This window comes from Endozoicomonas numazuensis, from assembly GCF_000722635.1.
In the GTDB taxonomy this organism is placed as follows: domain Bacteria; phylum Pseudomonadota; class Gammaproteobacteria; order Pseudomonadales; family Endozoicomonadaceae; genus Endozoicomonas_A; species Endozoicomonas_A numazuensis.
Map to the genome: position 1 here is coordinate 58015 of NZ_JOKH01000004.1, position 25012 is coordinate 83026.

At 47.2% G+C, this 25012-nt stretch carries 28 protein-coding genes; 10 read left to right on the top strand and 18 right to left on the bottom strand.

The window, feature by feature from the left end; all coding sequences use genetic code 11:
- Nucleotides 1–74: 74 nt before the first annotated feature.
- A complete protein-coding gene (gene ruvA / locus GZ78_RS17005) occupies nucleotides 75–686 on the bottom strand; it encodes a Holliday junction branch migration protein RuvA (protein ID WP_034838715.1) in 612 nt (203 codons plus the stop codon).
- Between the two features lie 136 nt (nucleotides 687–822).
- Here ruvA and GZ78_RS17010 point away from each other — a divergent pair, with 136 nt between their 5' ends.
- Nucleotides 823–1368 carry a carboxymuconolactone decarboxylase family protein gene (locus tag GZ78_RS17010; RefSeq protein ID WP_034838717.1) on the top strand — a complete coding sequence of 182 codons (546 nt, stop codon included), beginning with the start codon at nucleotides 823–825 and terminating at the stop codon, nucleotides 1366–1368.
- Between the two features lie 3 nt (nucleotides 1369–1371).
- Here GZ78_RS17010 and ruvC read toward each other — a convergent pair whose 3' ends face one another.
- Complete coding sequence (gene ruvC / locus GZ78_RS17015) at nucleotides 1372–1899, bottom strand: crossover junction endodeoxyribonuclease RuvC (protein WP_034838720.1); 528 nt, start codon at nucleotides 1897–1899, stop codon at nucleotides 1372–1374.
- Nucleotides 1900–2329: 430 nt separating this feature from the next.
- On the opposite strand from ruvC, the gene GZ78_RS17020 reads away from it, so the two are divergent.
- Nucleotides 2330–2527 carry a hypothetical protein gene (locus GZ78_RS17020; RefSeq protein ID WP_034838722.1) on the top strand — a complete coding sequence of 66 codons (198 nt, stop codon included), beginning with the start codon at nucleotides 2330–2332 and terminating at the stop codon, nucleotides 2525–2527.
- Between the two features lie 111 nt (nucleotides 2528–2638).
- The gene (locus GZ78_RS17025) at nucleotides 2639–2872 is read left to right on the top strand and encodes a hypothetical protein (protein WP_034838725.1); all 234 of its coding nucleotides are present in this window, start codon (nucleotides 2639–2641) and stop codon (nucleotides 2870–2872) included.
- 41 nt (nucleotides 2873–2913) lie between these two features.
- Here GZ78_RS17025 and GZ78_RS17030 read toward each other — a convergent pair whose 3' ends face one another.
- From GZ78_RS17030 to GZ78_RS17050, 5 genes are all read right to left on the bottom strand, one after another.
- Nucleotides 2914–3660, bottom strand: a complete 747-nt coding sequence (locus tag GZ78_RS17030; RefSeq protein WP_034838728.1) for a YebC/PmpR family DNA-binding transcriptional regulator — start codon at nucleotides 3658–3660, stop codon at nucleotides 2914–2916.
- A 141-nt stretch (nucleotides 3661–3801) separates the two neighbouring features.
- A complete protein-coding gene (aspS, locus tag GZ78_RS17035; RefSeq protein WP_034838730.1) occupies nucleotides 3802–5583 on the bottom strand; it encodes an aspartate--tRNA ligase in 1782 nt (593 codons plus the stop codon).
- A gap of 330 nt (nucleotides 5584–5913) precedes the next feature.
- Nucleotides 5914–6183, bottom strand: a complete 270-nt coding sequence (locus GZ78_RS17040; protein ID WP_034838732.1) for an FmdB family zinc ribbon protein — start codon at nucleotides 6181–6183, stop codon at nucleotides 5914–5916.
- Nucleotides 6184–6360: 177 nt separating this feature from the next.
- Nucleotides 6361–7857 carry a hypothetical protein gene (locus tag GZ78_RS17045; protein ID WP_034838734.1) on the bottom strand — a complete coding sequence of 499 codons (1497 nt, stop codon included), beginning with the start codon at nucleotides 7855–7857 and terminating at the stop codon, nucleotides 6361–6363.
- 2 nt (nucleotides 7858–7859) lie between these two features.
- Nucleotides 7860–8366 carry a hypothetical protein gene (locus tag GZ78_RS17050; protein WP_034838737.1) on the bottom strand — a complete coding sequence of 169 codons (507 nt, stop codon included), beginning with the start codon at nucleotides 8364–8366 and terminating at the stop codon, nucleotides 7860–7862.
- A gap of 307 nt (nucleotides 8367–8673) precedes the next feature.
- Between GZ78_RS17050 and GZ78_RS17055 the strand changes: the two genes are divergently transcribed.
- Nucleotides 8674–10146: an OprD family outer membrane porin gene (locus GZ78_RS17055; RefSeq protein WP_034838740.1), complete on the top strand. Its 1473-nt coding sequence runs from the start codon at nucleotides 8674–8676 to the stop codon at nucleotides 10144–10146.
- A gap of 228 nt (nucleotides 10147–10374) precedes the next feature.
- Nucleotides 10375–11622: an OprD family outer membrane porin gene (locus GZ78_RS17060; protein WP_034838742.1), complete on the top strand. Its 1248-nt coding sequence runs from the start codon at nucleotides 10375–10377 to the stop codon at nucleotides 11620–11622.
- Nucleotides 11623–11817: 195 nt separating this feature from the next.
- Here GZ78_RS17060 and GZ78_RS30370 read toward each other — a convergent pair whose 3' ends face one another.
- The gene (locus GZ78_RS30370) at nucleotides 11818–11958 is read right to left on the bottom strand and encodes a hypothetical protein (protein WP_236631606.1); all 141 of its coding nucleotides are present in this window, start codon (nucleotides 11956–11958) and stop codon (nucleotides 11818–11820) included.
- A gap of 168 nt (nucleotides 11959–12126) precedes the next feature.
- Nucleotides 12127–12579 (bottom strand): HU family DNA-binding protein, encoded by a 453-nt coding sequence (locus tag GZ78_RS17065; protein ID WP_236631607.1) that lies wholly within the window; start codon nucleotides 12577–12579, stop codon nucleotides 12127–12129.
- A 476-nt stretch (nucleotides 12580–13055) separates the two neighbouring features.
- Here GZ78_RS17065 and GZ78_RS30800 point away from each other — a divergent pair, with 476 nt between their 5' ends.
- Nucleotides 13056–13670 carry a cold-shock protein gene (locus GZ78_RS30800; RefSeq protein ID WP_330217622.1) on the top strand — a complete coding sequence of 205 codons (615 nt, stop codon included), beginning with the start codon at nucleotides 13056–13058 and terminating at the stop codon, nucleotides 13668–13670.
- A gap of 113 nt (nucleotides 13671–13783) precedes the next feature.
- Here the strand turns inward: GZ78_RS30800 and GZ78_RS17075 are convergent, their stop codons facing one another.
- Nucleotides 13784–14008 carry a SlyX family protein gene (locus tag GZ78_RS17075; RefSeq protein WP_034838747.1) on the bottom strand — a complete coding sequence of 75 codons (225 nt, stop codon included), beginning with the start codon at nucleotides 14006–14008 and terminating at the stop codon, nucleotides 13784–13786.
- Nucleotides 14005–14421 (bottom strand): HIT domain-containing protein, encoded by a 417-nt coding sequence (locus GZ78_RS17080; protein ID WP_034838750.1) that lies wholly within the window; start codon nucleotides 14419–14421, stop codon nucleotides 14005–14007. Before GZ78_RS17080 ends, GZ78_RS17075 begins: the two co-directional genes overlap by 4 nt.
- A 279-nt stretch (nucleotides 14422–14700) precedes the next feature.
- Here GZ78_RS17080 and GZ78_RS17085 point away from each other — a divergent pair, with 279 nt between their 5' ends.
- Together GZ78_RS17085 and GZ78_RS17090 are read left to right on the top strand one after the other, a co-directional pair.
- Nucleotides 14701–16416, top strand: coding sequence for a proline--tRNA ligase (locus tag GZ78_RS17085; protein ID WP_034838752.1), 1716 nt, complete (start codon nucleotides 14701–14703; stop codon nucleotides 16414–16416).
- Nucleotides 16417–16468: 52 nt separating this feature from the next.
- The gene (locus GZ78_RS17090; protein WP_236631608.1) at nucleotides 16469–17020 is read left to right on the top strand and encodes a lytic transglycosylase domain-containing protein; all 552 of its coding nucleotides are present in this window, start codon (nucleotides 16469–16471) and stop codon (nucleotides 17018–17020) included.
- On the opposite strand, the gene GZ78_RS17095 is transcribed toward GZ78_RS17090, so the two are convergent.
- The 3 genes from GZ78_RS17095 to GZ78_RS17105 form a co-directional block, all read right to left on the bottom strand.
- The gene (locus GZ78_RS17095; protein WP_034839505.1) at nucleotides 17017–17916 is read right to left on the bottom strand and encodes a class I SAM-dependent methyltransferase; all 900 of its coding nucleotides are present in this window, start codon (nucleotides 17914–17916) and stop codon (nucleotides 17017–17019) included. The two genes, GZ78_RS17090 and GZ78_RS17095, sit on opposite strands and share 4 nt — an antisense overlap.
- Nucleotides 17917–18072: 156 nt before the next feature.
- Nucleotides 18073–18345 (bottom strand): acylphosphatase, encoded by a 273-nt coding sequence (locus GZ78_RS17100; RefSeq protein ID WP_034838754.1) that lies wholly within the window; start codon nucleotides 18343–18345, stop codon nucleotides 18073–18075.
- Entirely contained in the window at nucleotides 18338–18811 is a 474-nt protein-coding gene (locus GZ78_RS17105) for a TlpA family protein disulfide reductase (protein ID WP_236631609.1), read from the bottom strand. The genes GZ78_RS17100 and GZ78_RS17105 overlap by 8 nt, the downstream gene beginning before the upstream one ends.
- 234 nt (nucleotides 18812–19045) lie before the next feature.
- Here GZ78_RS17105 and GZ78_RS17110 point away from each other — a divergent pair, with 234 nt between their 5' ends.
- A complete protein-coding gene (locus GZ78_RS17110; protein WP_051786293.1) occupies nucleotides 19046–19969 on the top strand; it encodes a sterol desaturase family protein in 924 nt (307 codons plus the stop codon).
- 34 nt (nucleotides 19970–20003) lie between these two features.
- Complete coding sequence (locus tag GZ78_RS27645) at nucleotides 20004–20498, top strand: DUF2141 domain-containing protein (protein WP_081869913.1); 495 nt, start codon at nucleotides 20004–20006, stop codon at nucleotides 20496–20498.
- A gap of 31 nt (nucleotides 20499–20529) precedes the next feature.
- Here the strand turns inward: GZ78_RS27645 and GZ78_RS17120 are convergent, their stop codons facing one another.
- The 4 genes from GZ78_RS17120 to GZ78_RS17135 form a co-directional block, all read right to left on the bottom strand.
- Complete coding sequence (locus tag GZ78_RS17120; RefSeq protein WP_051786295.1) at nucleotides 20530–20970, bottom strand: saccharopine dehydrogenase family protein; 441 nt, start codon at nucleotides 20968–20970, stop codon at nucleotides 20530–20532.
- Nucleotides 20971–21038: 68 nt separating this feature from the next.
- Nucleotides 21039–22673 (bottom strand): IS1182 family transposase, encoded by a 1635-nt coding sequence (locus tag GZ78_RS17125; RefSeq protein ID WP_051785764.1) that lies wholly within the window; start codon nucleotides 22671–22673, stop codon nucleotides 21039–21041.
- 16 nt (nucleotides 22674–22689) lie between these two features.
- Nucleotides 22690–23319 carry a saccharopine dehydrogenase family protein gene (locus GZ78_RS17130; RefSeq protein WP_161787416.1) on the bottom strand — a complete coding sequence of 210 codons (630 nt, stop codon included), beginning with the start codon at nucleotides 23317–23319 and terminating at the stop codon, nucleotides 22690–22692.
- A 186-nt stretch (nucleotides 23320–23505) separates the two neighbouring features.
- The gene (locus GZ78_RS17135) at nucleotides 23506–24804 is read right to left on the bottom strand and encodes a PTS sugar transporter subunit IIC (protein WP_034838757.1); all 1299 of its coding nucleotides are present in this window, start codon (nucleotides 24802–24804) and stop codon (nucleotides 23506–23508) included.
- Between the last annotated feature and the right edge of the window lie 208 nt (nucleotides 24805–25012).

Below are 25012 nucleotides of genomic sequence, written 5' to 3' on the forward strand. Positions count from 1 at the left end.
TCATTTTCTCACTGCAAACCACTCAGTCTCATTAGCGGTGTAAACCATGATTCTGTATAACTACGAACCATCAATCAGATCATGCTTTTCAGTGCCTGACGAATCAGCTCTTCACTGGTCATACCTTCCTTGAACAACTTCCCAATAACCTTGCTGGCGTCCTGAGGTTTATAGCCCAGAGTGACCAGAGCACTGACCGCCTCCTGCTCAATATCTTTAGCGGCTGCAGCCATTTCACCACCGGCAATCAGAGGCTTGCCATCCAGCAGGGGAGCTGACTGCCAGCGATCCAGCTTATCTTTCATTTCAACAATCAGCCGCTCAGCTGTTTTCTTGCCAACACCTGGCAGTTTCACGAGAGTGGCCGTATCCCCCTCCTGAACACAGCGCACAAAAGCATCCGCTTCTATGCCTGAGAGCAGGGTCAGCCCCAACTTGGGGCCAACACCATTAACTTTGATCAGGGTTCTGAACAACTCCCGCTCGTCACGACTACTGAACCCATAAAGCAGCTGAGCATCTTCCCTCACCACGAAGTGGGTATAGAGCACTACCTCTTCACCCAATTCAGGCAACTTGTAAAAAACCGACATCGGAGCTTCTACTTCATACCCGACACCATGGGATTCAATCAGCAAATGAGGTGGCTGCTTATCAGCCAGACTGCCACGGATTCTTCCAATCATTTCGTCTTCCAGATCTCTTAATGTCTGACCATAAGGTCAGAACACCTAACAATACACCACGAGCCATGAACTCCTGCGGATTGTCTCCCTCTAATCACTGAGAGACATAAAATCCGGCCGCCTTAAGGAGCTGCCCATGAAAAAACTTCGAATATTTCTGGGGGCACTCTGGAAGGTTCTGCCTGAGGCAGGTCTGGCCAGTGAGTACCACCCAGCTGTAACCGGTGGTGCCATCCCTATTCCATTTATTCAATCTCAGAAATTCCTGCTTGAGGCAAACATTCCTGAACGACTGCCAAACTCACCGGAACTGGATCAACCCGAGAGAAGTTTTATCAGCTATATGCAAGGCTACAGTAGCCTACCTCTGAGAGATCGTGCCCTGGCGGCATTACGCAGTGCTCATCTCTGTAATGCCCGGCATCTGGTCTCGGATATCGCTCAATGCGCCCTGGATACTGGTCTGACAGCCAGTGACATACAAATGGCTTCTCGCGGACACCTGGCACCAGGCTGGAGTCATCAGCAACGCCTGATCCTGAGAACCACTGAAGAACTCTATAAAGATCAGATCATAGGTTCTGCAAACTGGAGAGCACTGAAAAAAATCTATACGCCGCAACAGATTCTAGACCTGGTACTTTGTATTGCCTCATTCCACCTCTGCGTTTACCCGAACTAAAGGCTAAGGCTTCCCCGTGAGACGCCTGCGGCGAGTGCCTGTAGCACCGGCCATTCTGACCAGACTGGAACGGGTATGAGAATGGCAGAGAGCAACCGCCAGAGCATCAGCAGCATCTGCCTGGGGCGTATCACTCAGTTCCAGTATGGACTTCACCATATGTTGAACCTGAAACTTATCGGCTGAGCCTTTACCCACCACTGCCTGTTTGACCTGACGGGCAGAATATTCCGAGACTTCAATATTATGGTTGACCACGGCAACAATAGCGGCCGCTCTTGCCTGCCCCAGTTTCAAGGCAGAATCCGCATTTCTGGACATAAAAACTTGTTCCACACCAACAGACTGAGGGGAATAACGCTCTATTAAAGTAGTGATGCCATCGTATATCTGTTGCAACCGTTCAGGCAAAGCGGCCTCCTTGATGCGAATACACCCGGAAGCTACATAGTGTGTCTTGTTACCTACTTCTTCAATTAATCCATAGCCGGTAATTCGTGAACCCGGATCTATGCCCATTAGAATGGCCATTCAGAATGTATTCTCAAGTCAGAAATCGCAATGTTCCATGACAGCCGCTTACCGTGAAAAACATTGAACCAGATCGCACTTCCTATGTAGGGATAACGCATCTTTTGTTTTGGTCATGGCTGTTTACTGACGTATCCCTGGCATCACTGCCTGTAACTGTCAGTGACACAATGACTGAAAACCTCTTTCAGCGGGAATTCCGTAGTCATGGTTATTACACCAATATACTGTACATCCATACAACATACCAGTGACTCACCCGGGTATCAGAAACTTACAATTCAAGAACACTGTATTACCAAACTCGCCTGTGAGTAACGGCGGAAGCAGCTTAGTATTTCCCCGGTATTTCTTTCATCGATTTAACCGAAGAAAGATAGTCTTTATCACTCGTACTGATTTACTCCATAAAATGATCTGGAAACGATCAATGCCTGATCTCGTAAGAACATTAATGATTATCACCGGTATCATTGTTGTACTGTTTATGCTGCTGATAGGTTTCAATGTCTGGGCTTTTACCAACGTTCCAGCCAGACTGGTGTCACCGGCAAAAAGTTCAACTCATAACAGCTTCTTTACTCAGAATGCTTCTCCGGTAATGACCCCTTCCAAATGGGCATCATGACTCCCATACACGCCTACCGTCGCTTTAATTAATGTATTTATCACTTTAAAAAAACGAGAGCACTCGTTATAAAATCAATACCTGCCTGACCGGTTCACTGACAATGGCCAGATGTCTCTGATTACTTTTCAGAAACTGTTTTACGAAAAGATATTTCTGAATGTTGCTCAACAGTTTGCTCCCAATATCAAAGAGTACTGGGTCTATTCACTGGCAGTGGCTATGAACAAGGTGGGAATCAGTCAGGGCGTCGCAGGATACTGTCTTACACAATATTTTCAGTTGAAGGGATGGAGTTACGGATTTAATTATTCGCTGATTCTTATTTCAGCCTATAAAAGCTGAATCATGCAGGCAGAAGTTCTGCCTGCACTCACTGCAATGAATCAGTCCAGCTGTTCCATTACTTCGGCAGGAATATCTGCATTGGTGTAAACGTTTTGAACGTCGTCCAGATCTTCCAGACGATCCACCAGCTTCATGATTTTTTCCGCACCGTCCTTGTCCAGCTCAGTCTGGGTAGAAGCAATCATGGCGACTTCTCCACCCGCTGGCGTCAGGCCTGCAGCTTCAATGGCTTCTTTAACCGCCATGAACTCAGTCCACTCAGTCACCACTTCAATAGAACCGTCATCGTTGGCTACAACGTCTTCAGCACCAGCTTCCAGAGCGGCTTCCATAACCGTGTCTTCATCCAGACCCGGCTCAAAGAAGACCTGTCCTTTGCGCTCGAACAGATAGGCCACTGAACCATCCGTACCCAGGTTGCCACCGTGCTTGGAGAAGGCATGACGCACTTCTGCAACGGTACGGTTACGGTTGTCTGTCAGACATTCAACCAGAACCGCAATACCACCAGCACCGTAACCTTCGTAGGTGACTTCTTCCATGTTGGAATCGTCGTCACCACCCGCACCACGAGCAATGGCACGATTGATGGTGTCACGAGTCATGTTGGCACCCAGAGCTTTGTCTACAACTGCACGCAGCTTGGGGTTATCTTCAACATTTCCGCCACCCTGTTTGGCAGCCACCACCAGTTCACGAATGATCTTGGTGAAGACCTTGCCACGCTTGGCATCCTGAGCGGCCTTACGGTGCTTGATATTGGCCCATTTACTATGACCTGCCATAGAAAATACCCTTTATCTCTTCTTCATCAGAAGTCCGGTTAAGCAACCGGACTTCTGGAATTTATCTTAAAAACCTTTCATCACATTGAGTCACGAAAGGTTATTTCCAGCTCACAACGGTTAACTGCCCACTAACACTGATTAGTGGCTGGTTGCAGAGGCTGGATCGCGACGGATACGAATATTCAGATCACGCAGCTGGGTTCCATCCACTTCACCCGGAGCCTGTGTCAGCAGACATGCAGCAGACTGGGTTTTCGGGAAGGCGATTACGTCACGGATGTTATCCGTACCGCACAGCAGCATAACCAGACGATCCAGACCAAATGCTAGACCGCCATGAGGAGGCGCACCGTATTTCAGAGCGTCCAGCAGGAAGCCAAACTTCTCCTGCTGTTCTTCTTCCTCAATGTTCAGAATACGGAATACCGTCTGCTGCATGGCCTCGTTGTGAATACGAACAGAACCACCACCTACTTCATAACCGTTGATCACCATGTCATAAGCGCGGGACAGCGCTTCAGCAGGGTTAGCTTCCAGCTCTTCCGGTGTACTGGTTGGTGCTGTGAACGGATGGTGCAATGCAGTCAGCCCGCCGTTGTCCGTTTCTTCAAACATCGGGAAGTCAATAATCCACAGTGGTGCCCAGTCTGTCGTGAACAGATTCAGGTCAGTACCGACCTTGCAACGCAGAGCACCCAGAGCTTCGTTAACCACCTTCTCTTTATCAGCACCGAAGAACACAATGTCGCCATTCTTCGCGTCCAGACGCTCCATGATCTTCATGGTGACATCGTCGCCCAGGAACTTGATGATCGGAGACTGCAGGCCGTTAGCACCGTTTTCGATCTCGTTAACCTTGATCCAGGCCAGACCTTTGGCACCGTAGATGCTGACAAACTTGGTGTAGTCATCAATCTGTTTACGGGAAAGCTCAGCACCACCGGTTACTTTCAGAGCCGCGACGCGTCCTTTAGGATCTTCAGCGGGTCCTTTGAAGACCTTAAACTCAACACCAGCCATCAGGTCAGCTACATCCACCAGCTCCAGCGGGATACGCAGGTCTGGCTTGTCAGAGCCGTAACGATTCATGGCTTCAGCAAAAGTCATGTGAGGGAATTCACCCAGCTCAATACCACCTACTTTCTTAAAGGTGGTCTTAACCAGATCTTCAGCCATACCCATGATCTGGGACTCATCCTGAAAGGAAGTCTCAATATCGATCTGGGTGAATTCTGGCTGACGATCAGCACGCAGGTCTTCGTCACGGAAGCATTTTACGACCTGGTAGTAACGGTCAAAACCCGCCACCATCAACATCTGCTTGAACAGCTGAGGAGACTGAGGCAGAGCAAAGAACTTGCCTTCGTGGGTTCGGCTTGGAACCAGATAGTCTCGGGCACCTTCAGGGGTAGCACGAGTCAGAACCGGGGTTTCAACATCCAGATAACCCTGCTCATCCATGTAGCTGCGAACTGCACTGGTCAGCTTGCTGCGAAGGATCATTTTTTCCTGCATTTCCGGACGACGCAGGTCAATGACACGGTTTTTCAGACGAACTTCTTCGCCCACATCGGTGTAACCTTCGATCTGGAAAGGTGGTGTCTGGGCTTCGTTCAGGATTTCAACCTGCTTACCCAGCATTTCGATCTCACCGGTTCCCATGTTGGTGTTCACAGTCCCTTCTGGACGTGGACGAACAAAACCGGTGATTTTCAGCACGTATTCACTGCGTGCTTTATCGGCGAGGGCAAATGCCTCTTCGGTGTCAGGATCAATAACCACCTGGGCGATCCCTTCACGATCACGCATATCCAGGAAGATCACACCACCATGGTCGCGACGGCGGTGTACCCATCCACACAGGGTAACCTCCTGCCCGTCATGGGAGAGATTCAGTTCGCCGCAATAATGGCTGCGCATAACATACCTCGAAACTGGGGGACTATTCAGGTTCAGCACAAAATTATCTGAAATTTTGTGCCTGAATTCTTGGCTTTGAGACGGTTCAGATTAAAACAAAACCTGGAGCCTGTCGGACTTATGCTTTCGAGCGTAAGTTCGACAGGCTCCTAGGAGGCTGACCGAGAATAGCGTCCGAGCATAAAATTCAGTAGAACGAGTCAGCTTTTTCACTGAATTTGTGCGAATAGTTGACCTATTTAAGCAAATTCAGTGGAAAAGATGGCCGTTCTTTCTGGATTTTAGGCCGGGCTGTCTATTCTCGGTCAGCCTCCTAGGAGGCTGACCGAACTATTCACTGGCGGCTGAAGAGCCGCTGATATTATTCGTGCCCTTGGCTGGGGCCTGATTATCATTGGAGGACAGATTCTTTTTATTGCCACCCTTGAAATCTGTCTCGTACCAGCCACCACCTTTCAACCTGAAGGCGGGGGCACTCAACAGTTTTTTCAATTCATGTTCACCGCAGGCTCCACAGTCGGTCAGAGGCGCATCGCTGAACTTCTGAATCACTTCCTGCACATCACCGCAACTTCCGCACTGATATTCGTAGATCGGCATTGAATCTGTCTATCCTTCGTTTGCCATTGTCACAACTGGAGCATTATACCTGAACCCTTGATTTTCACCAGATAGTGTCAAGCTCTATATGCAGGAAACGGATACAGGATGAGGGATATTCACGGAATAGACGGAGGATTTACCGAAGGATAAGGGAGAGAAGCCCCTCCCCCAGAGTCAAACCCGGTTATTCTTACTGATCTGAATCGCTGCCTCTTGCTGCTTTTCCAATGACTCAGCCACTTCTAAAGGAATGGATTCAAAGTCCTGCAGATTCTCTGCAACACTTTTACGTTGGCTATCCGCATTGTCAGCCACTTCATCCAAATGATCTTCTTTAACATCCTGAGTTTCTTCCCCTTCTTCCAGTTTGGCCTCCATCCAGAGACGGGCAAACACCTGGGGACTGCTTGCACCTTCGAAACTTAAGTTATCACCTCGATGGGTCTCTGCAGCGGGATTTGCCGCATCTTCCAGCGCTTTGTCCGAAGGAGCACTGTTCAATGCAATAGCAAACCCTTCTTCAGCTGCCGGGTAGCGCTCTGCCTGAGATTGATCGTCCAGACGCTGGGTTGCACTTCTTAGCTCAGCAGGGTCAGAGGGAGAAAATACCAGACGCAGAGTTTCAAGATCTTCAGCCGTCAAATACTGATCAACACCTTCCTCTCTATCAATCCGTTCATCTTCCACTCTAATATCATCTCTTCTGCCTTGCTTATCCAGAGCTTTGACCTCGTCTTTGCTCTGCTGTCTTTTTCTGATTTCTCTAACCTGATCTTTCTGAACCATCTGCTCAAGCTCTTTGACAGCCTGAATACCTTCTTCGCCAGTCTCTAATGCTGCAGGATCAAACCGTTGACGAATTCGACCCAGCAGGCTGTTAACACCCACAAACTCCTCTGTTACTGAATTCAGCTGCCGGTTAGCCCTCAGCAACGCGGCACTATCCGTTGCATTACTGGTTTCCAGCCCCTGTATCTGCTGATTGAGGGTATTAGTTTCGGTGGTAATACCTGCTATCTCATGCTCAAGCAAGGTAATTTCTGTCGTCAGGCGGGTAATTTCTTCACTGTTGTCGTTTTCGCTCGTGTGACTGGACTGAGCATCGGACAATTGATGCTCTTTAAGAGTTTTGGATAAGTTTTTATTAGCCAGATCTCCCGCCCGGGTATCACGCTGGGCCGTTTTGTCCGTCAAGTCCTGGGTTCTGGTTCGGATTGCACCCCTTAAGGAGCGGGCCGAATTTGCACTATCCTGTCGTTTGCTCTGCTCATAAGCCCGGTTACCAAAAGCCTGATCAATGGAAGCAGCACTGACCAGTGCCTGAGTATCACTGATCATGCCTTTAACTATCAAAATGAGTGACTGGGTATCATTGATATCAATATCCTGAGCATTAAAGCGACGATTGAACTCATGCACTGCCGCTCTGAAGCCATCGAGCTTGGCATCAAATGCCCTCTGGAGAAAGTCTCTGCTGTCGGCATTACTGGTACCTGGCTGATCAGGGCTAACAGATACTGTCTGACTGCTATCTCCACTGTCCGAGCTGGAAACCGAATTAGTACGACTGAACCCCTGACTGACTGAGTCCTGGGATGGCGTTTGCGATACCTGCCCATTCTGCACAACCGGGGTCTGGGATACTCCGGAATTAGGATCTACTGGGGCCATAGCTACTTCCTCCCTGAAGGTTCAATCAGATAGTGCTTTAATTGTCTGGCCTGTTTTCTCTCTTCATCCCACCCTTTGGATACTTTCAGAATTTTCGCTGCATTTCCCAGGGCTTTAACGGCGAGCTTACGATTCTTTAGCCGAATAAAGCATTCCGTCATACAAATTGATGGTCGAGGATCTTTGCTATCAAGCTTTTCAGCATAATTAAGAGCCGGTATTGCTGCGGCATCCTGATGTAAATGATGAAGAGCTAACCCAATTCCCAAATAATAGCGAGGGCTGTGATGATCAAGAAGCGCCAGATAACGAAAGACTTTGAGAGCCTCTATATAGTGACCGATACTGAAATGGCTGAACCCCAGATGATAGATGGCTTCCATCTGATCTGAACTCAATCCCCTTAACTCACGAATAGTACCACCACTGCGTAAATACGTCAGCCAAAGATCCTTGCCATTGGATTGGGATGCATGCGTCTGCCTAACGTTTCCCTTTGTGCCAGCCATAGCTTAGTCCTGAATTTTTTTGATCTCATTTCATTATAAACAGCCAAAATATCAAACAACTTAATCATGAGGCTCAGCGCTTATTTAAATTGAAATTAAAAGAATTATTTATATTCAATTATATTCAATATTGCAATTTGCTAAATGTGAAATCACTGTTTAACTAAATAACTCATGTTGCTAAACACTCACATTAATAACCGGGTCGAATAAAAACGGCTTTAGTTTTTTAGAAAAAACCGTTTAATTCCGTTTTTTTCATAAGATTCAAGCTTTAAAAGTGCCCGGTAGTACAGGAGTCTATTCGATGAAACTTGCCGTTTTGACTGCGACAAGTACAGCGGTTCTTATCGCTTCTGCTGCTTCTGCCGCTCCGGTAGAAACCACTCAAACCAAAAGCCTTGAAGACAGCTCTTTGTCTCTTAAGCTGCGTAACTACTACCAGGATCGTCAGCTCAAGGACTTTAAGCAGTCGGACTACATAGAAACACTTTCTGACAGCTCTAAACGCACGGTCAAGAATCATGACAAGCAACTGGCCTGGGGACAGGGACTGGAAATCAACTTTGAATCTGCGTACCTGGGCTCACCAGAAGCCGGGATCGGTTTTGACTTCTCATTATATGGCGGCCTAAAACTACTCGGTGACAAAGACCGTTATGGCACCACCATCCTGAAACAAGACACTCCGGTTTATGACGCAACCAAGCAGGAGTATCTGGCAGACCAAAGCAGCTATGGCAAGCTCGGGCTAGCCAATATCAAAGGGTTTGCCGGTGATGATCAGCATAATATTTATGCTCATGTCGGCTGGATCTCCATCGAAAAACCTCTGATGAAAACATACCACCGTTTGACGCCCACCAGCTTCAGGGGCGCTATTGCTGACGCCAAACTGGGAGACTTCGACCTTTACGCCGCCTGGACTGACCAGGTTTCCCTGTACAATCATGACAGGATGGAAGACTTCACCAGTGCCAAACCAGGTAAAGATGGTCGCAGCGGTGTCCATACCAAGATTGACTACCTATACACCGTGGGTGGTTCTTATGACCACGAGTCAGGACTGGGAGCCGATCTGGCCTATGCCGAAAGCGAATCTTATCTCAAGCTTTACCATGCCAACCTGAATTACACTTTCCTTCTGGCAGAAGAGACTTCTCTACAGCTGGAAGGGCAAGTTTACAAAGGTAAAGATAATGGTGATAAGTGGAAGTCTGACGGCACTACCTACGGTGGCTTTGACAAAGATGCCAACCTCTACAACCTGAACGCCAGACTGACCTACGATATGGTTTCCGTCAGCGCTTCTTACAGTCAGATCAAAGCCGAGAAGAATGATGGCCTGGGCTATTTTGATTACCATCTGGCCTATGAGTCTGGCCATGACTACGATGACCTGGGTTACTCGACCAAACGTCAGATTTCTGATTTCAACTATAACGGAGAAAAGGTTTGGCAAGCTGGCGTGCATTACAGCTTTGACAACCTTGGATTACCGGGTCTGAGCATGGGTTATACCTACACGCAGGGTTCCGATATCGAAGCGACCAACATGACCGATTTCCGTGACAAGTACAAGGAAACTGAGCACAACGTTGCTGTGGGTTACTCTTTCCAGCAAAAAGAGCTGAAAGGCCTGAGTGTCACGCTGCTCTACGCCCAGCATAAAGCCGATAAAGAGATCAGCAAAATCAAGAATAAGGACAAAGAAGGCTATGAGTATGAAGGCATGACTGACTTGCGACTGTTCGTCGACTACACAGTCAGCGTCTTCTAAGGCTGTTTTTCCGGACTATTCTCTTCTGGCATGGATGCCAGACCCACCAAGCCCTGGCATCAAAAGATGTCATATTTCTGTAAACGCTGTTGCATCCTGCTCATGTTTGTATAAAAATCACCTTTAGCCCTATGGGGAGGTTTCGCTGTACATTCCGTCCGAGCAGTACATGGATGATGAAGCCAGGGCAAGAACACATACCTAAATACAGCAAGGAGCTGAATAATAATGAAACTCGCACAGATCAGTGCTCTGAGTGCTGCCATCTTTATGGCAACCTCTGCTCAGGCTAATGCCTTCCTGGATGATTCAAGCCTGAACCTGGAACTGCGTAACTATCATATGACCAAAGGTCAAGATGATGGAGCAAATGATCGTTCCACTTCCCAATGGGCTCAAGGAATCCGTGCCGACTTCACCTCCGGCTACTTTGAAAACATTGTAGGTCTGGATTTCAGCGCATATTACTCTCTAAAACTGGGTGCTTCTCACGCTGACCTAAAACCAGGCCTCCTGAAAGTTGACAGCAAGGGTGAGTCTCACAGCTACGGAAAAACCGCCTACGCCATCAAATTCAATTTGGCTGACATGGGTGTAGCTAAATACGGCCGTATGTTCCTGGACACTCCTCTGGTCAACAATTCTGACAGCCGTGTGCTGCCTAGCCTGAGTGAAGGTTTCTATGCTGACCTGAACTATGAAGGACTCAATGTATTTGGTGCGTGGGTTACTAAAGCAAACGGAAAAACCGAGTCTGCCTTTACTGACTATATTGGCGTAGATTCCAACGCCAAAGTAGATGAAGAAGCAGTTAAAACACTCGGTGGTTCATATGATTTTGGAAATGGTGTAGAGGTGAATGCCGCTTACGCCACCCAAAACGAAATTGCTCAAAAGTATTTAACTGAAGCCACATTCTCTACTACCTACAACGGAGTTGGTCTGGGCTTTGCAGCTCAGTATGGCCAAGTACAACTTGACGGCCTTCTCGAAAGAGCTGCAAAGCTGGCCAATCTTGACACCAAACAAACTTCATACGGCCTTAAAGCTGAAGCCAATGTTGACAAAGCCTCTTTTGGTGTTGCTTATACAAAAGTTAAAAGCAACGACTATGACAGCTATCTGATTGGCTGGAATAGTGAAGATGATGACACCGGCTACTTCGGCTACAACTCTATTCAAATCTCTGATTTCAATAGCAGTGGTCAAAAAGCTTGGGGCTTCACAGCTGGTTATGATTTTGAAGGCATTGTAGACGGCCTAACCGTTAAAGGTATTTACGTCATGGGTGAAACCAAGCCTCAAGACGAGACTGAATACAACCTGGACATCAACTATGCCATTCCTCAGGTTGAAGGTCTGAGCGCTCGCCTGAGATATGCCAAGAATACTGTTGACTCTGATACCAGTGGCGTAAAAGATGTTGTTAAGACTGACACTCGCATCATCCTGAAGTACAACATCGCTGTATTCTGATTTAACCGTCAGACGATGTAGCTTCAAGAGCCCCTGCCTGTGCAGGGGTTTTTTTATGACGGATGGAAAGCGCCAAACCGACCCCCTCTAAAATAGATCACCCCATTAAATGACTTTCTTTCAGCCACAAAAAAGGGAGGCCCTACGCCTCCCTTGATGGATCTGGAAAAAACCAGAAATAAACCGCTACCTTTATCAGCTCGCCTGAGATATGCCAAAAATACTGTTGACTCTAATACCAGTGGCGTAAAAGATGTTGTCAGGACTGACACTCGCATCATCCTGAAGTACAACATCGCTGTATTCTGATTTAACCGTCAGACGATGCAGCTTCAAGAGCCCCTGCCTGTGCAGGTTTTTTTTTATGACGGATGGAAAGCGCCAAACCGACCCCCTCTAAAATAGATCACCCCATTAAATGACTTTCTTTCAGCCACAAAAAAGGGAGGCCCTATGCCTCCCTTGATGGATCTGGAAAAAACCAGAAATAAACCGCTACCTTTATCAGGAAGTGGCGTATTCCTTCAGTTTTTTCAAAGGACGAACCTTGACCTGTATACTGGCCGGCTTTGCGGGCACATCCATCAACTCACCTGGCTTGAATGGATTAGGTACGCCTTTCTTGGCTTTCTGAGCTGGTTTTTTCCTGGTCACGATCTTGAGCAATCCCGGAAGAGTGAACTCTCCACAACCCCGCTTTTTGATATGACGCTCAACCAGTATCCCCAACTCTTCCAGTACAGCGCCCACTTCTTTTCGACTCAAACCGGTACTTTCTGAAATATCAGCAAGAATCTGGGTTTTACTGTACTTATCCTTGATAGCTGCGGCTTTCTTCGCTGCCATACTTTTACTCTCCTGATGGTTTTCCCTGTCAATTACTTTCCGCACCAGCGGATTGTGATCTGCCACTTCACCAGGCTGATTCAATGTTTCACGAGGCGAGCCCACAAACATCGGACATTAAACTTCCCTGACCTCAGAGAATCTGTAAAAACAGACTTTTGAAACATCTGAAATCACTATAACAAGTGATTTTTTACAGTGGTAGTCTTTTTTTACACCTTTAAGCATTGCTACAGGCCTTTATATACGGCGTATAGAAAGAGTTTGAGATAGAAGCTCAATGGCGTTACATTAATCCTTATAGCAGTGTTACGCTGTGGTTTTTTATTGTTCTGCTTTAAGTACTCGGAAATGACTGTCGTAACGGTTTCGCAGCATTCCCATTATCTCGGGAGACAGTCACTTCGCTATAAGCAGGCAATAGAAAGCTTTTTGATGTTTTTCCAAGGTAAGGCACTTTTTTATGCAGTAATGCCTTAGGCCGCGCACTCAATTAGTCATGAAGTGAACGCTACGATTAATCGGAAGCACGCCCTGAACCCTTGTATTTTTCAGTCACACTCATAACAACCAAAAGGACTCAGTACTTGAAACATCTGAAATTTATCCACATGATCCTTGGCATCCTTTCACTGGCAGCATTAATTGTGGAAGGGTCCATCCTCAATGTGCTGCTCGGTGGCGCTCTGGCCATTGCTTCTGCAACCATGCTGTTGCTGACCGCAGCTCTGATCCACTTAAGTCTTGGCTGCTACCTGACAGTCTATCGCTGCAAGAAGTCCTACATTCAGACATTGGCTTCCGTGATGCTGATAGTAGCAACCGCCCTCAGTGCCTGGGTGATGTTCTCTCATCAGCCACTTGATATCGGCTTTGAGCCAGGACAGCTGTCTTCCCTGCTTCTGGTAGCGGGTGTTCTGCTGCATGTTGCTATCAACATAAAGTCGCTCAACCCGACTCCTTTACCCGTTGAAGTAATTGATTCCGACAGGGAAACAGGCACCGTTAAGTGGTTCAACGTTTCAAAAGGCTTTGGATTCATTACCCGGGATATCGGTGAAGATGTCTTCGTTCACTATCGTGCTATTCGAGGCGAAGGTCACCGCACACTGTCTGAAGGACAACGGGTTGAATTTATCGTCATGGAGAAAGACAAAGGCTTACAGGCAGAAGACGTTATTGCTGCGCCAAGAGGCCACTAAGGCTCGGGGTTTTCTGAACGGGGCTTAGTCGCCTCGCTCCAGAAGCCTGTCGGACTTAAGCTTTCGAGCATGAAATTGTCTTAAGTCCAGCAGGCTCCTGGCGATATTTCTGATCAATAATGGGGAGGAGGCGTATTGTCGTCTCCCTGTTCTTCCAGTTGAGAACTACTTATCGACACCAACTGCTTTTTCAGCTGAAGTATTTCCTGCTTCAGCTGATCTATTTCCTGCTGCTGACGAGTCACTACATCATTAAGCTGGGCTACCGTATCTTCCTGGAAGCTCATTTGGGTTTGCAGCTCAATCAGTTCTTCATTCATCTCATATACCCCACTCATTCAAAACAACTGAACAGTGATTCCAGCTTTTTCTTGATTTCACTGACCTGATCTTTGTCATAAGCTTTTGCCGGCAAACGACCCCAAACCGGATCAGGCCAGGCAGCGTCATTTTCATAACGCACAATATGATGGATATGGAGCTGCTTAACAACATTACCCAAAGCAGCGACATTCATTTTATCAGCCTCAAAGACATCATTCAGAATCGCTGCAGTTAATGATGACTCACAGGCCAGTTGCAACTGCTGCTCCTCATCCAGGTGAAAGGTTTCATAGACCCCTGCCACTCTGGGCACCAGAATAAACCAGGGATACTGGCTGTCATTCATCAGCAAAACTCGGCAAAGGGGTAAATCCCCCATGACAAAGCAATCCTTATCCAGTCTGTTATCCAGCTGAAATTCGCTCATAATTTACTCCGATTTAGCCGAGTTACCCGTATTAATTGGCAGCACTATAGCTAACCTGCAGATGAAATTCGACTGTGATTCGCACAAGCCCGAAAAATTCATAAAGCCGCTCGAATCAGGCCGAAGACTGCTGAAACACTGGGATATTCGTTTTCTAATGCTTACGAATTAAACAAACAGCGCTCACCGGCTTCTCGCTCGCTCTTTTTTCGCCATGACGTCTCTGCTCAACCGTAGTAAAATGCCGCTTTGCGTTTTGATAATCGGATAACTGAGCACATGCGTACTAGTCAATCCTTGATCTCTACCCTCAAGGAAACACCTTCTGATGCCGTAGTCATCAGCCATCAGCTGATGCTGCGAGCAGGCATGATCCGTAAACTGGCTTCAGGTCTATACAGCTGGATGCCCATGGGTTTGCGCGTTCTTCAGAAGGTTGAGAACATTGTTCGTCAAGAGATGAACCGCTCCGGCGCACAGGAAGTTCTGTTACCGGCCGTGCAACCCGCTGAGCTCTGGCAGGAAACCGGTCGCTGGGATCAGTTTGGCCCCGAGCTGCTCAGATTCAAAGATCGCCACCAGCGTGACTTTGTCATAGGGCCAACTCACGAAGAAGTCATCACCGACATGGTTCGTGACACTATTAGCAGCTACAAACAGCTGCCCATGAACCTGTACCAGATTCAGGCCAAGTTCCGTGATGAAATTCGCCCCCGCTTTGGCTTGATGCGGGGTCGTGAATTCATTATGAAAGATGCCTATTCATTTCATACTAATGAAGAGTGCCTGAGTCGTGAATACGCCAATATGCACGACACCTACAATCGTATCTTTACCCGCTTAGGCCTGAACTTCAGAGCAGTGGAGGCCGACACCGGCTCCATCGGCGGCAGTGCTTCACACGAAATCCATGTTCTGGCAGAGTCTGGAGAAGACGCCATCGTATTCAGCGACCAGAGTGAATACGCGGCCAATATAGAAAAAGCCGAAGCCCTGGCACCTGCTCACGAAAGAGCAGCCCCCTCTGAAGACATGCGTCTGGTGGATACCCCAGAGGCAAAAACCATCGCAGCACTGGTGGAACAGTTTGAACTGCCTGTAGAAAAGACAGTCAAAACCCTGATTGTTGCAGCAGATGAAGACGCTGAAGCCGACCTTGTAGCTCTGATGGTAAGGGGTGATCATGAACTGAATGAACTCAAGGCAGAAAAACTGCCAGAAGTTGCCGCCCCTCTGCGCTTTGCTACGGAAGAAGAGATCAAAGCCGTAATGGGTGCTGGCCCGGGTTCTCTGGGTCCTGTGGGCATCAAGATTCCATGCATCGTTGACCGCACAGTGGCTGCCATGTCTGATTTTGGCGCTGGCGCCAATATTGATAACAAGCATCACTTTGGCATTAACTGGGAGAGAGACGCCTCTTTCAACAGTATTGCCGACCTGAGAAACATTGTTGAAGGTGACCCAAGCCCATGCGGCAAAGGCACACTGGAGATCAAACGCGGCATCGAAGTCGGGCACATATTTCAGCTGGGCACAAAATACTCTGAATCCATGAATGCCAAAGTTCTGGATGAGAACGGTAAAGCCGTAACCATGGCCATGGGCTGCTATGGTCTGGGAGTTTCTCGCGTAGTCGCTGCTGCGATTGAGCAGAACCATGATGACCGTGGCATTATCTGGCCCGAAAGCATTGCGCCTTTCCAGGTAGCCATTGTCGGCCTTAAGATTGAGAAATCTGAAGCTGTTCGTGAAGCCGCCGAAAGTCTTTATAAGGAACTGACCGAAGCAGGTTACGATGTTCTGCTGGATGATCGTAAAGCCAGCCCGGGCGTCAAGTTTGCCGACATGGAACTGATTGGTATTCCACATCGGGTAGTTCTGAGTGATAGGGGACTGGCGAACGGTCAGGTAGAATACAAATACCGCAGGGCAGCAGATCGCGAAGACGTGGCACTCAGTGAAATATCGGACTTTCTTAAAGAACGTCTGGCCTGAAGTATTTAATAAACGGCCGTCGTTTTATAATAAATACAGCCTGATTACAGGCTTGGCTCTCACTCTACTGCTTTCTCCAGCTTCTAGCTGGAGTCAGCAGAAGTTAGATGAAGGGCTAAGAATCTATCTGGAAGAAGCTCTGAGTAGCACTGAGAGCTTCTCCGATCGCTTTGAAGCTGAAGTCTGGCTGGTCGACATGTCCAGCCGGCTGAAGCCGTTCATGAAACATCAGGGCCAGCGCCAACGTCTGGAGCTGCTCAAGAACATCCACAAAAAAGCAACCGACGCTAAACTCTCTCCTGAACTGGTACTAGCCTTGATTCAAACAGAATCAGCCTTTGACCGGTTTGCTGTATCTTCAGCCGGAGCTCAAGGCTTGATGCAGGTGATGCCCTTCTGGAAAGACGTGATTGGGCGACCTCAGGACAACCTGACAGACATCGAAACCAACCTGAAATACGGCAGCCATATTCTCAGTTATTACCTGGAAAAGGAAAAAGGTAACCTGACCCGTGCGCTGGCTCGCTACAACGGAAGCCTTGGCAAAACATGGTACCCTGAGCGAGTGTATAAAAACTGGGATCGCCACTGGCGCAATGATTAGAGGTTCATTATTTCCTGAAACTTCCCAGCCAGAATACCATGCTCTTCTCTCAGACATGGAACACCAGCAATAACGGGATAGACCAGAGGTGAATGCTCGCTGAAAAGAACATTATCCTTTTCCCTAAGAACAGTCCTGTACTTTGGACACACCCAGGTTAATTCAGACGGGCTCTTCTTCTCTTTTTTTCTGATAATAATGATGGCAGAGGGATTCAGGGGGTTTGCTACAGAATTCATCAGTCGATGATCAAGCACTTCATACCCTAAACCTTCAGAGAAACCCACCAGACTTCTGCAGTAGCCATGTTGTTCCATTCTTTTTCTTGCTTTAGAAGAAGCCAGCTCATAACCCGGCTCAATCAGTATCAAATACTTTTTTGCTACGCGATAAAGCTCTTCCAACAGAGGAATTTCTTTACCACCATTAGGCTCTATAGAGTGGGAGGTATAAACAACATCAACAGTATCGTCAGCTAAAGGAATCTGAAACAGGTCACCCGTACAAAGCCTGACACTTTCCTGCTTATTTGAGTGAAGCCACTTTCTGGCATAGGCCACTCTCGACCAGCACAGATCAAAACCATAATAGTCCGGCTCATTACCAAGACCTGCAATCACTCCTGAAAAGGTAGAAGCCTCTCCTACTCCGGCCTCCATAACACTCTTGGGATGGCACAACGATCGAATGACACTGACAATTTCAGCAGTATACTCTTTCTTGTGTTGTTGCGTGGCTTGATTATCCATCGCTGACGAGTAACTGCCCGACTGCAGATCATAAGACTGCTCAATAATTTCGGAATTATTCTCCGTTAAGCCTTCCAGCTTCCTTAAATAAGCCGAAACATTCTTTCCCTGCTCAAACAGGCTTCTCAATTCCTCTGGACTCGCCATGTCATCACCCGATCTGGACGCAATATCATTCATCTTGAAATTTATTTCGACCAGATCGACTTTGAATCCAGAGTTCAGAGAATACTCTTTGTATCAGGGGAAGAGATTATACCCATCATATTTTCTAACTACCGTAATGAGCATGTGCAACGAGTATCAGCCAGTAGAAAACTCAGAAAACTCTTGCTCGGGCTCAGAGGAAACACTCACACCAATGACTCGCGCCATGGGAGGGCCTTTATGAAGCCAGGCCTCCAGTTTATCCAAAGCGCTGCCCTCACCACACATCAAGACCTCTACTCTTCCATCTGGCAGATTTTTTGCCCAACCCGTAACCCCTAACTTTCTGGCTTCCTGCTGGGTTGAGCCACGATACCAGACTCCCTGAACTCTCCCCTCAATCAGTGCCCGCCTGCATTGGTTAGCCATTTGCACCCACCTTATCCTTTAAAGCCTGAACCTTTTTCTTCAGGCTATCTAGAGTCTGAGGACCATATAATATTTCTATCAGCTTTCCATCAGGATTAACAATCATTGTCGCGGGTAACACTTGCGGCGTTTTAGCCTCCAGAAGCACCAGAGGGCTTTCGGTGATGACCGGAAATTCAATACCCAGCTTTTTAGCCTTATTGACGAGAGCCTCACCTTGACTGTTATCAAAGTCATACCCTAATACCCTGATGCTTCCGGCACTTGCCAATGCATTCAGCTCTGGAATCTCTTCCCGGCAAGGGTCACACCATTGAGCCCAAATATTTATAACAGTCCACTGCCCATTAGTATCTTTAAGAAAAACACCTTTTCCCTGGGTGTCACTCCAATCAGGCTTAGAACAAGCCATTAAAAAAAAAGTCACCCAAACCAGAGGAAATAGTCGGAAGAAAAGTAGTCGCATTGCTATCAGTTCCTGCATCAAGGTTGATCTGATTCTAGCTGGAATGATTAATAAAGTCGCCGAAGAGTCCCCGAGAATAGACAGGTCGGCCAAAAATCCAGAAAGAACGACTCACCTGCCATCGCTTTCCTGAATACAAATATCAGCTTGCATTACCCAGCTCTATTTTGATACATTTTTGAATCATTAGATACAATAAAGAATTAATACCCAAAACAGCAGTGAGGCATTCACATGGATTTTTCAGTCATAGAGTGGGCAGAGTATTCTGAATACATCGTCAGTATCTTTATATTGATTGCATCAGCATTGTTGATGACTTATGAGCTGGCCTGGAAACTGGCAAAACGCTGTTTAGAAACACGAGAGCTGTCTGACATCTTATCCAGCATTGTTTCCTTTTTTGCTTATTTGGGAGCAGGCGTTCTCTATTTCGGTTTCATTCTCACCGGCTTTTATGCTGCATCAGAGTATGCGCTATTCCAGTTTGAACCCAGCCTACTGTCATTTGCTGCCTGTTTCTTACTGGCCGACTTTGCATACTACTGGCATCACCGCGCAGCCCACCGGGTAAACTTCCTCTGGGCCACTCACTCTGTTCATCACAGCTCACCCTATATGAACATTGCTGTCGCATACCGCTTTGGACCTCTGGATGGGCTGGTATCAGCTGCATTTCATTTACCCCTGGTACTATTGGGTTTTCATCCGGCCATTGTCCTGGTGTGCGAAAACCTTCATCAGTTTTATCAGACACTGCTTCATACAGAGCGCTGCCCAAAACTGGGTCCTATTGAAAAAGTGTTCAACACTCCCTCTCATCACAGAGTGCATCATGGCTCCGACTGGAAATACCTGGATAAAAACTACGGCAGCGTCCTGATCATCTGGGACAAAATGTTTGGGTCATTCCGGGAAGAAGATACTCGCCCGAACTACGGACTGACCATTCCAGTCAACACATCGAATCCGATATCTGTTTTCTTCCATGGTTACTACCGAATGGCTAAAGATCTAACCCAGGCCAGAAACTTTTCAGACATCTATGGCATCATTTTTAAAAGTCCTACCTGGCGTTACTACCGTTTTCAAAAACCACAGGAAGAGCAGACAGCTAAATCTCAAGCCACTCAAAAATCCATTAAGGAAGCGGTTTGAAATCCATAAAATCTAAACTCGAGGATTCACTGATATGCGTATGGCACTAATGGCAGTAGCATTTGTAGCTCTGGCTGTACTGACTGGAACAGGTTTTATGTACTCCGTGTCCGACAACAGTTCTGAACACAATACCGAAGCAGCTCAGACACTTGAAGGAGATGGGCAGCTCAAACTTATCATCACTAACATCAGAAACAATAAAGGCATTATTTACGGAGCAATATTTGATAATAAAGATGTCTTTGAAACCGCAGATTATGAACAGGCAGCCATCCAGTTTGAGATCAAGCCAGAAGCCACAGGTGTTGAACAGTCTTTTAATCTCCCCAAAGGAGACTATGCCGTATTCGTTTTCCATGACGAAAACAAAAATATGGACCTGGATTCAAAAGGCATGATCCCAACAGAAGGTTACGCATATTCTCAAAATTCAGGACGAAACGATCTGCCAAGTTTTGCTGATGCAAAATTCAGATTGAACGACGATAGCAAGGTAGAAAAAATAAAAATGATATACTACCAGTAACACTGCAAGCCGCTCAAACTGGCGCTCTCTTTCAAAGCGCCTGAACAAACTCCAAGCGCGACCCAGGTAAGTCGCATACGAAATCTGCCCCAAACGCCATGGATGGTGTTTGCGCCCCGGGTTTGAAACGTCCTGAAAGTATCTTTTCAACAATATTTAAAGATGCATGAGCAGTAAACTGATAGCCTTCAGCAACATCGAGCCAGGCTTCCACAGAACGGCCATCCTCATGATAAACCTTTCCCCAGACATGCATACATCCACTGTCTCTCACATCTTGAGCAGGCCCTTCTATTTTTTCAGCCTTACTCTTCAGCCATTCCTGTAGAGGCTTATAATTCAAAACCTTCATCAGCGGACTCAAAAACCTACTCATCAAAGCCGCGGGTCTTGGCGCTGCCGTATAGACCTCAATGTTATCAATTCCGGTAGAATACCAGGCGGTACAGACATCCCCCCAGGGTACAGTCATAGACCAGAGCTCACGGTCAGAGAAACGAATTATTTTCCGCTTATAGAGGGTGTCTTAAAAGCCAAAATTCAAACCCAGTGAGGCGCTTTGCTCGGTGTAGAATGACACTTCATTGGGACTCTTTCCCAGCTGTCCATTTTTTCTATAAATGGGTGACACTTCTCAAACAACGCCCAGAGAAGCCAGTTGTACCATAAAATAGCGTAAATATTGGCCTTTACAGCCCTACTCAGGTTGTAAGCCAGCAAGTGCAAACCAAATTCCAGTTTAACCTTTTCCAGCCCCTTGCGACGGAAGCGGTTTAATCCCTGTACATCCCGTAAATAGGCAAACACAGGTTCAACCATCGCCTTCCTTTTGCTGAAAGACTTTTTGGCTTTCGGATGCTGCATAACCTGCCTCAGTGCATCTTTAGCATCATCCATTGCATAGCGCTTTATGCGCCGCCCCTTCTTATTGCTCGTGCATTTATCTTTGAGAAGGCAGCCTTCGCAAGGCCCATTGCCATATATCTTCTGCTCCTTTGTGCGAGCGCTCCCTTTTATCTTACCAATGGGAGTCAACTCTTTTCCTGCAGGGCAACGATAAACGTCATTGGTTTCATCGTAATAAAAATGTCCCTTCTGGAACTTTTTGGATTCTTTGGGTTTGCCTGGTTCTTTACCCTCAGGGCATAGCAGGCTGATATCGTGCTCCAGACTGGTTGCAATGACTTCATCATTAAAATAACCAGCATCCAATAGCATTTCATCGACTGGTTTACCCGTGATCTGCATTGACTGATCAAGCATTGGATTTACGACAGTAGTTTCATTGGTAGGGTCTACAGCCTGAGCCAGTACCACCCGCTTGTTATTAGCTAATACGGATGGCTTGTAACTCGTTGTGTACCCTCGCCCCCGTTTCATCTTTTGGACAACAGCTTCAGGCTCTGTAGGGCTTACGACAGCACTTTCTGACTTACCGTTCTTCTTTCGCTTCGCGTTGCGTTCAACGACTGCTTCGAGAGCACTGCTGGCCATCTCCAGATTCTTTTGGCTTTCAGGGCAATCTGGATGGTTGTCAGCTTGCGTTTGTGCTGCTTCATGCACCTGTTGCGCAGCTTCCTGCTTCATCAGGTTGTAATTTGAGCAAGCGGCTTCTATAACGGTCCCATCACCAGCCAGACAACTTCCATCGGAGTCTGTTTTTTTGAGAACGGCTCGTGTCAGGCTTTCAAAGAAAGCACCGGTCATGGACTCGCTGTGCATATTGATGAAGCGACCAATAATGGCATGGTCTGGAAAAATCCCTCCGGTAACCCACATACAGCCAAGATCGACACGGGCTAATCGTTCCAGAGTTCTCAACGAGGTAATGCCTTGCATAATGCCATAGAGAATCAAACCCATCATATTACGGGGTGAATAAGGAGGACGTCCTTCTAATGCATACCTTTGCTCAAAATCAGACCAGTCCTGTTCATCAAGAAGGGATGCAACGGTAAAAGGTGTTTTTTGACCGGTTAGTTCAAGGTGCTCTTTCAGGTTAGTGTTGCCAAGAGTGATTGCGTTGGGGTCAGGAGCAACAAAACGTCGTTTGCCTGTTTTGTTGGCTGATCTTTTGGATTCATCCTGTTTTTTGTGATCAGAACTACTGGCTGTACCTGAAAAAATATCGAGCTGTGGAGCAGTATTAATTTTTATTTGAGTTCTTGTCGTCATGCTGAAGCCGGTAAAGCTACTTGAATATACAGATTACCGGCTTGTAGTAGGTTTTGCGACACCCTCTATAGGCAGCAGGGACTTCCTGAATCTCCCCCTCTCTTCGTACACGACCACCGTCTGACAGCATCTCTATCATGGTTTTTACCGTACCAGGACTGGTACCTCCTTCTCCGCAAAAAGCCAGCTCCAGACCTTTAGCGTCAGGCATCTTCTGAGCAAGGGTGGCAGCCAGACAATCCGTTGGAACAATATCGAAGCCTACACCCGGCATAAGCATACACCCTGCAGTTTTGGCTTCTTGATCTCGATCATGAATACTCTGAAGAACAGGTATTTCACCCGTGATGTCCAGGTAATGAGTGCCCGTTTTCAAGCAGGCATCCACCATGGGTCTGGACGTCGCCGAAAACGGTCCGGCGCAATGAAGAACGACAATAATATCGGATAGGGCACTTTCAGTGGCTTCTGGATCATCAAGAGAAAAACACCTTGAAGGTAATCCCAGATCATCAGCAACTGACTCAACCTTACTGGCACTTCTACCAGCAAGCACAGGAGTCATCCCCAAAGCCTTTGCCTGTCGGGCAATCAGTTCTCCTGTAAAACCGTTCGCTCCGTAGATCATCCAATATTGTTTAGACACAGTAACTCCTGACATTATTCTTATTATTGTATTTTTAGAGTTTCTATCAGAACTTAAGGCATATACCTTACTTGCTCAACACTTCATTGCCAGCTTACAGCCAATAATTCTTTCCCCTGGTGTTTACTCATAAAAAAACCGGCCTGCAAGAGACCGGTTTTCAATGACAACAGATTGCTCAGGTTATCAGGCTGCTGAAGCCTGTTCGGCTTCCTGAGCTTCCAGTGCACGACTGTAAACATTCAGGAATGGCAGGTAGGCCACCGTAGAGAAAGCGACCAGAATCAAGCTGAGCAGCAGTGCACTAACACTGAAATTAGTACTCAGGAATGCCGCCAGAGGTCCCGGTGTCGTCCAGGGCACCAAAGCTACCACTCGACCAACAAGATCCATAGAGGTTGCCATATACGCCACTGTCACATTAATCAGCGGAATACCAATAAAAGGAATACCCAGAATCGGATTCATGATGACCGGTGCACCGAAGATAACAGGTTCGTTAATATTGAACAGACCAGGTACTACCGACAGACGACCAATAGAACGCAGGTGGGCACTCTTGCTGATAGACATAGCAATAGCCAGACCTAATGTCGCACCCGCTCCCCCCAGATAGACAAAACTATCCAGAAAACCACCGGCAAAGATAGCGGGCAGAACTTCCCCTGCTTCTAACGCGGCCTGGTTAGCCTGCAGATTAGTCAACATAATCGCAGTAATCACACCCACCACAATGTTGGTGCCATGAAGACCACAGAACCACAGAACGTGCACCAGCAGAACAATCAGCAACAAGCCGGGCAAAGTATCAGCTGCACCCACCAGCGGGATAAACAGTTGCATCAGCAACTCCGGGATCAACATTCCACCGTCACCCAGAGAAGCCACAAAAATATTCAATGGCTGCAGCACCAGAATAATGGCGATAACCGGTGTCAGAGACTCAAATGAGCGAGCAATAGCTGGCGGCACTTGTTCTGGCAGCTTAATGGTCAGTTTACGAGTATGCATGAAACGAAAAATTTCAATGGCCAGATAGGACACCAGAATCGCGGTGAACATACCCTTGCTGTCCAGATAGCTGGCATTAATTGCTGGAGGCCAACCGGTTACCGGAGCCGCAACCAGCAGAAAGGCAAATAAAGACAGGAAGCCACTGGTGATTTCTGGCAAACCATATTGTTTACCCAGACTGGAGCCAATACCAAAGGAGATGAACAGGCAAGACATCCCCAGTGTCGCATAAAATGGCTGCAGCCAATCACCTTTATACTCTGCCATCAGATCGGTGTACCACTGGGAGAACATAAAGTTGGCAGGATCAGTCAGAGGCAGATTGAGCAACAGCAGCAGGATAGAGCCCACTATGAAAAATGGCATGGCGTAAACCATACCGTCACGTAAAGCAATCAGATACTTGATATTGGCCAGCTTACCAGCCAGAGGCATTAATGCCTGCTCCATTCTGTTTGCTAAATTCTGCATAACACCACCGTGCGTATTTTACTTCTGAATTCTGAATTCTGATGTCATTGTGAAGTCGACATGTTCGCTCATTCCACAGGAAAATCAGATGAGTGATTTCCCTGACCCTGGTGAATAGATAGAGCAAAAAGCATCAATACAGCGTTGTGAATAACCATGAAACAGCACTGATTCCACAACAGAAGCTCACAATGACCGACCTTAATTA

Coding starts and splice junctions, on each gene's coding strand:
- ruvA (WP_034838715.1), bottom strand. CDS start 686: ATGATTGGAAGAATCCGTGGCAGTCTGGCTGATAAGCAGCCACCTCAT.
- GZ78_RS17010 (WP_034838717.1), top strand. CDS start 823: ATGAAAAAACTTCGAATATTTCTGGGGGCACTCTGGAAGGTTCTGCCT.
- ruvC (WP_034838720.1), bottom strand. CDS start 1,899: ATGGCCATTCTAATGGGCATAGATCCGGGTTCACGAATTACCGGCTAT.
- GZ78_RS17020 (WP_034838722.1), top strand. CDS start 2,330: ATGCCTGATCTCGTAAGAACATTAATGATTATCACCGGTATCATTGTT.
- GZ78_RS17025 (WP_034838725.1), top strand. CDS start 2,639: ATGTCTCTGATTACTTTTCAGAAACTGTTTTACGAAAAGATATTTCTG.
- GZ78_RS17030 (WP_034838728.1), bottom strand. CDS start 3,660: ATGGCAGGTCATAGTAAATGGGCCAATATCAAGCACCGTAAGGCCGCT.
- aspS (WP_034838730.1), bottom strand. CDS start 5,583: ATGCGCAGCCATTATTGCGGCGAACTGAATCTCTCCCATGACGGGCAG.
- GZ78_RS17040 (WP_034838732.1), bottom strand. CDS start 6,183: ATGCCGATCTACGAATATCAGTGCGGAAGTTGCGGTGATGTGCAGGAA.
- GZ78_RS17045 (WP_034838734.1), bottom strand. CDS start 7,857: ATGGCCCCAGTAGATCCTAATTCCGGAGTATCCCAGACCCCGGTTGTG.
- GZ78_RS17050 (WP_034838737.1), bottom strand. CDS start 8,366: ATGGCTGGCACAAAGGGAAACGTTAGGCAGACGCATGCATCCCAATCC.
- GZ78_RS17055 (WP_034838740.1), top strand. CDS start 8,674: ATGAAACTTGCCGTTTTGACTGCGACAAGTACAGCGGTTCTTATCGCT.
- GZ78_RS17060 (WP_034838742.1), top strand. CDS start 10,375: ATGAAACTCGCACAGATCAGTGCTCTGAGTGCTGCCATCTTTATGGCA.
- GZ78_RS17065 (WP_236631607.1), bottom strand. CDS start 12,579: ATGTTTGTGGGCTCGCCTCGTGAAACATTGAATCAGCCTGGTGAAGTG.
- GZ78_RS17075 (WP_034838747.1), bottom strand. CDS start 14,008: ATGAGTGGGGTATATGAGATGAATGAAGAACTGATTGAGCTGCAAACC.
- GZ78_RS17080 (WP_034838750.1), bottom strand. CDS start 14,421: ATGAGCGAATTTCAGCTGGATAACAGACTGGATAAGGATTGCTTTGTC.
- GZ78_RS17085 (WP_034838752.1), top strand. CDS start 14,701: ATGCGTACTAGTCAATCCTTGATCTCTACCCTCAAGGAAACACCTTCT.
- GZ78_RS17095 (WP_034839505.1), bottom strand. CDS start 17,916: ATGGCGAGTCCAGAGGAATTGAGAAGCCTGTTTGAGCAGGGAAAGAAT.
- GZ78_RS17100 (WP_034838754.1), bottom strand. CDS start 18,345: ATGGCTAACCAATGCAGGCGGGCACTGATTGAGGGGAGAGTTCAGGGA.
- GZ78_RS17105 (WP_236631609.1), bottom strand. CDS start 18,811: ATGCGACTACTTTTCTTCCGACTATTTCCTCTGGTTTGGGTGACTTTT.
- GZ78_RS17110 (WP_051786293.1), top strand. CDS start 19,046: ATGGATTTTTCAGTCATAGAGTGGGCAGAGTATTCTGAATACATCGTC.
- GZ78_RS27645 (WP_081869913.1), top strand. CDS start 20,004: ATGCGTATGGCACTAATGGCAGTAGCATTTGTAGCTCTGGCTGTACTG.
- GZ78_RS17120 (WP_051786295.1), bottom strand. CDS start 20,970: ATGACTGTACCCTGGGGGGATGTCTGTACCGCCTGGTATTCTACCGGA.
- GZ78_RS17125 (WP_051785764.1), bottom strand. CDS start 22,673: ATGACGACAAGAACTCAAATAAAAATTAATACTGCTCCACAGCTCGAT.
- GZ78_RS17135 (WP_034838757.1), bottom strand. CDS start 24,804: ATGCAGAATTTAGCAAACAGAATGGAGCAGGCATTAATGCCTCTGGCT.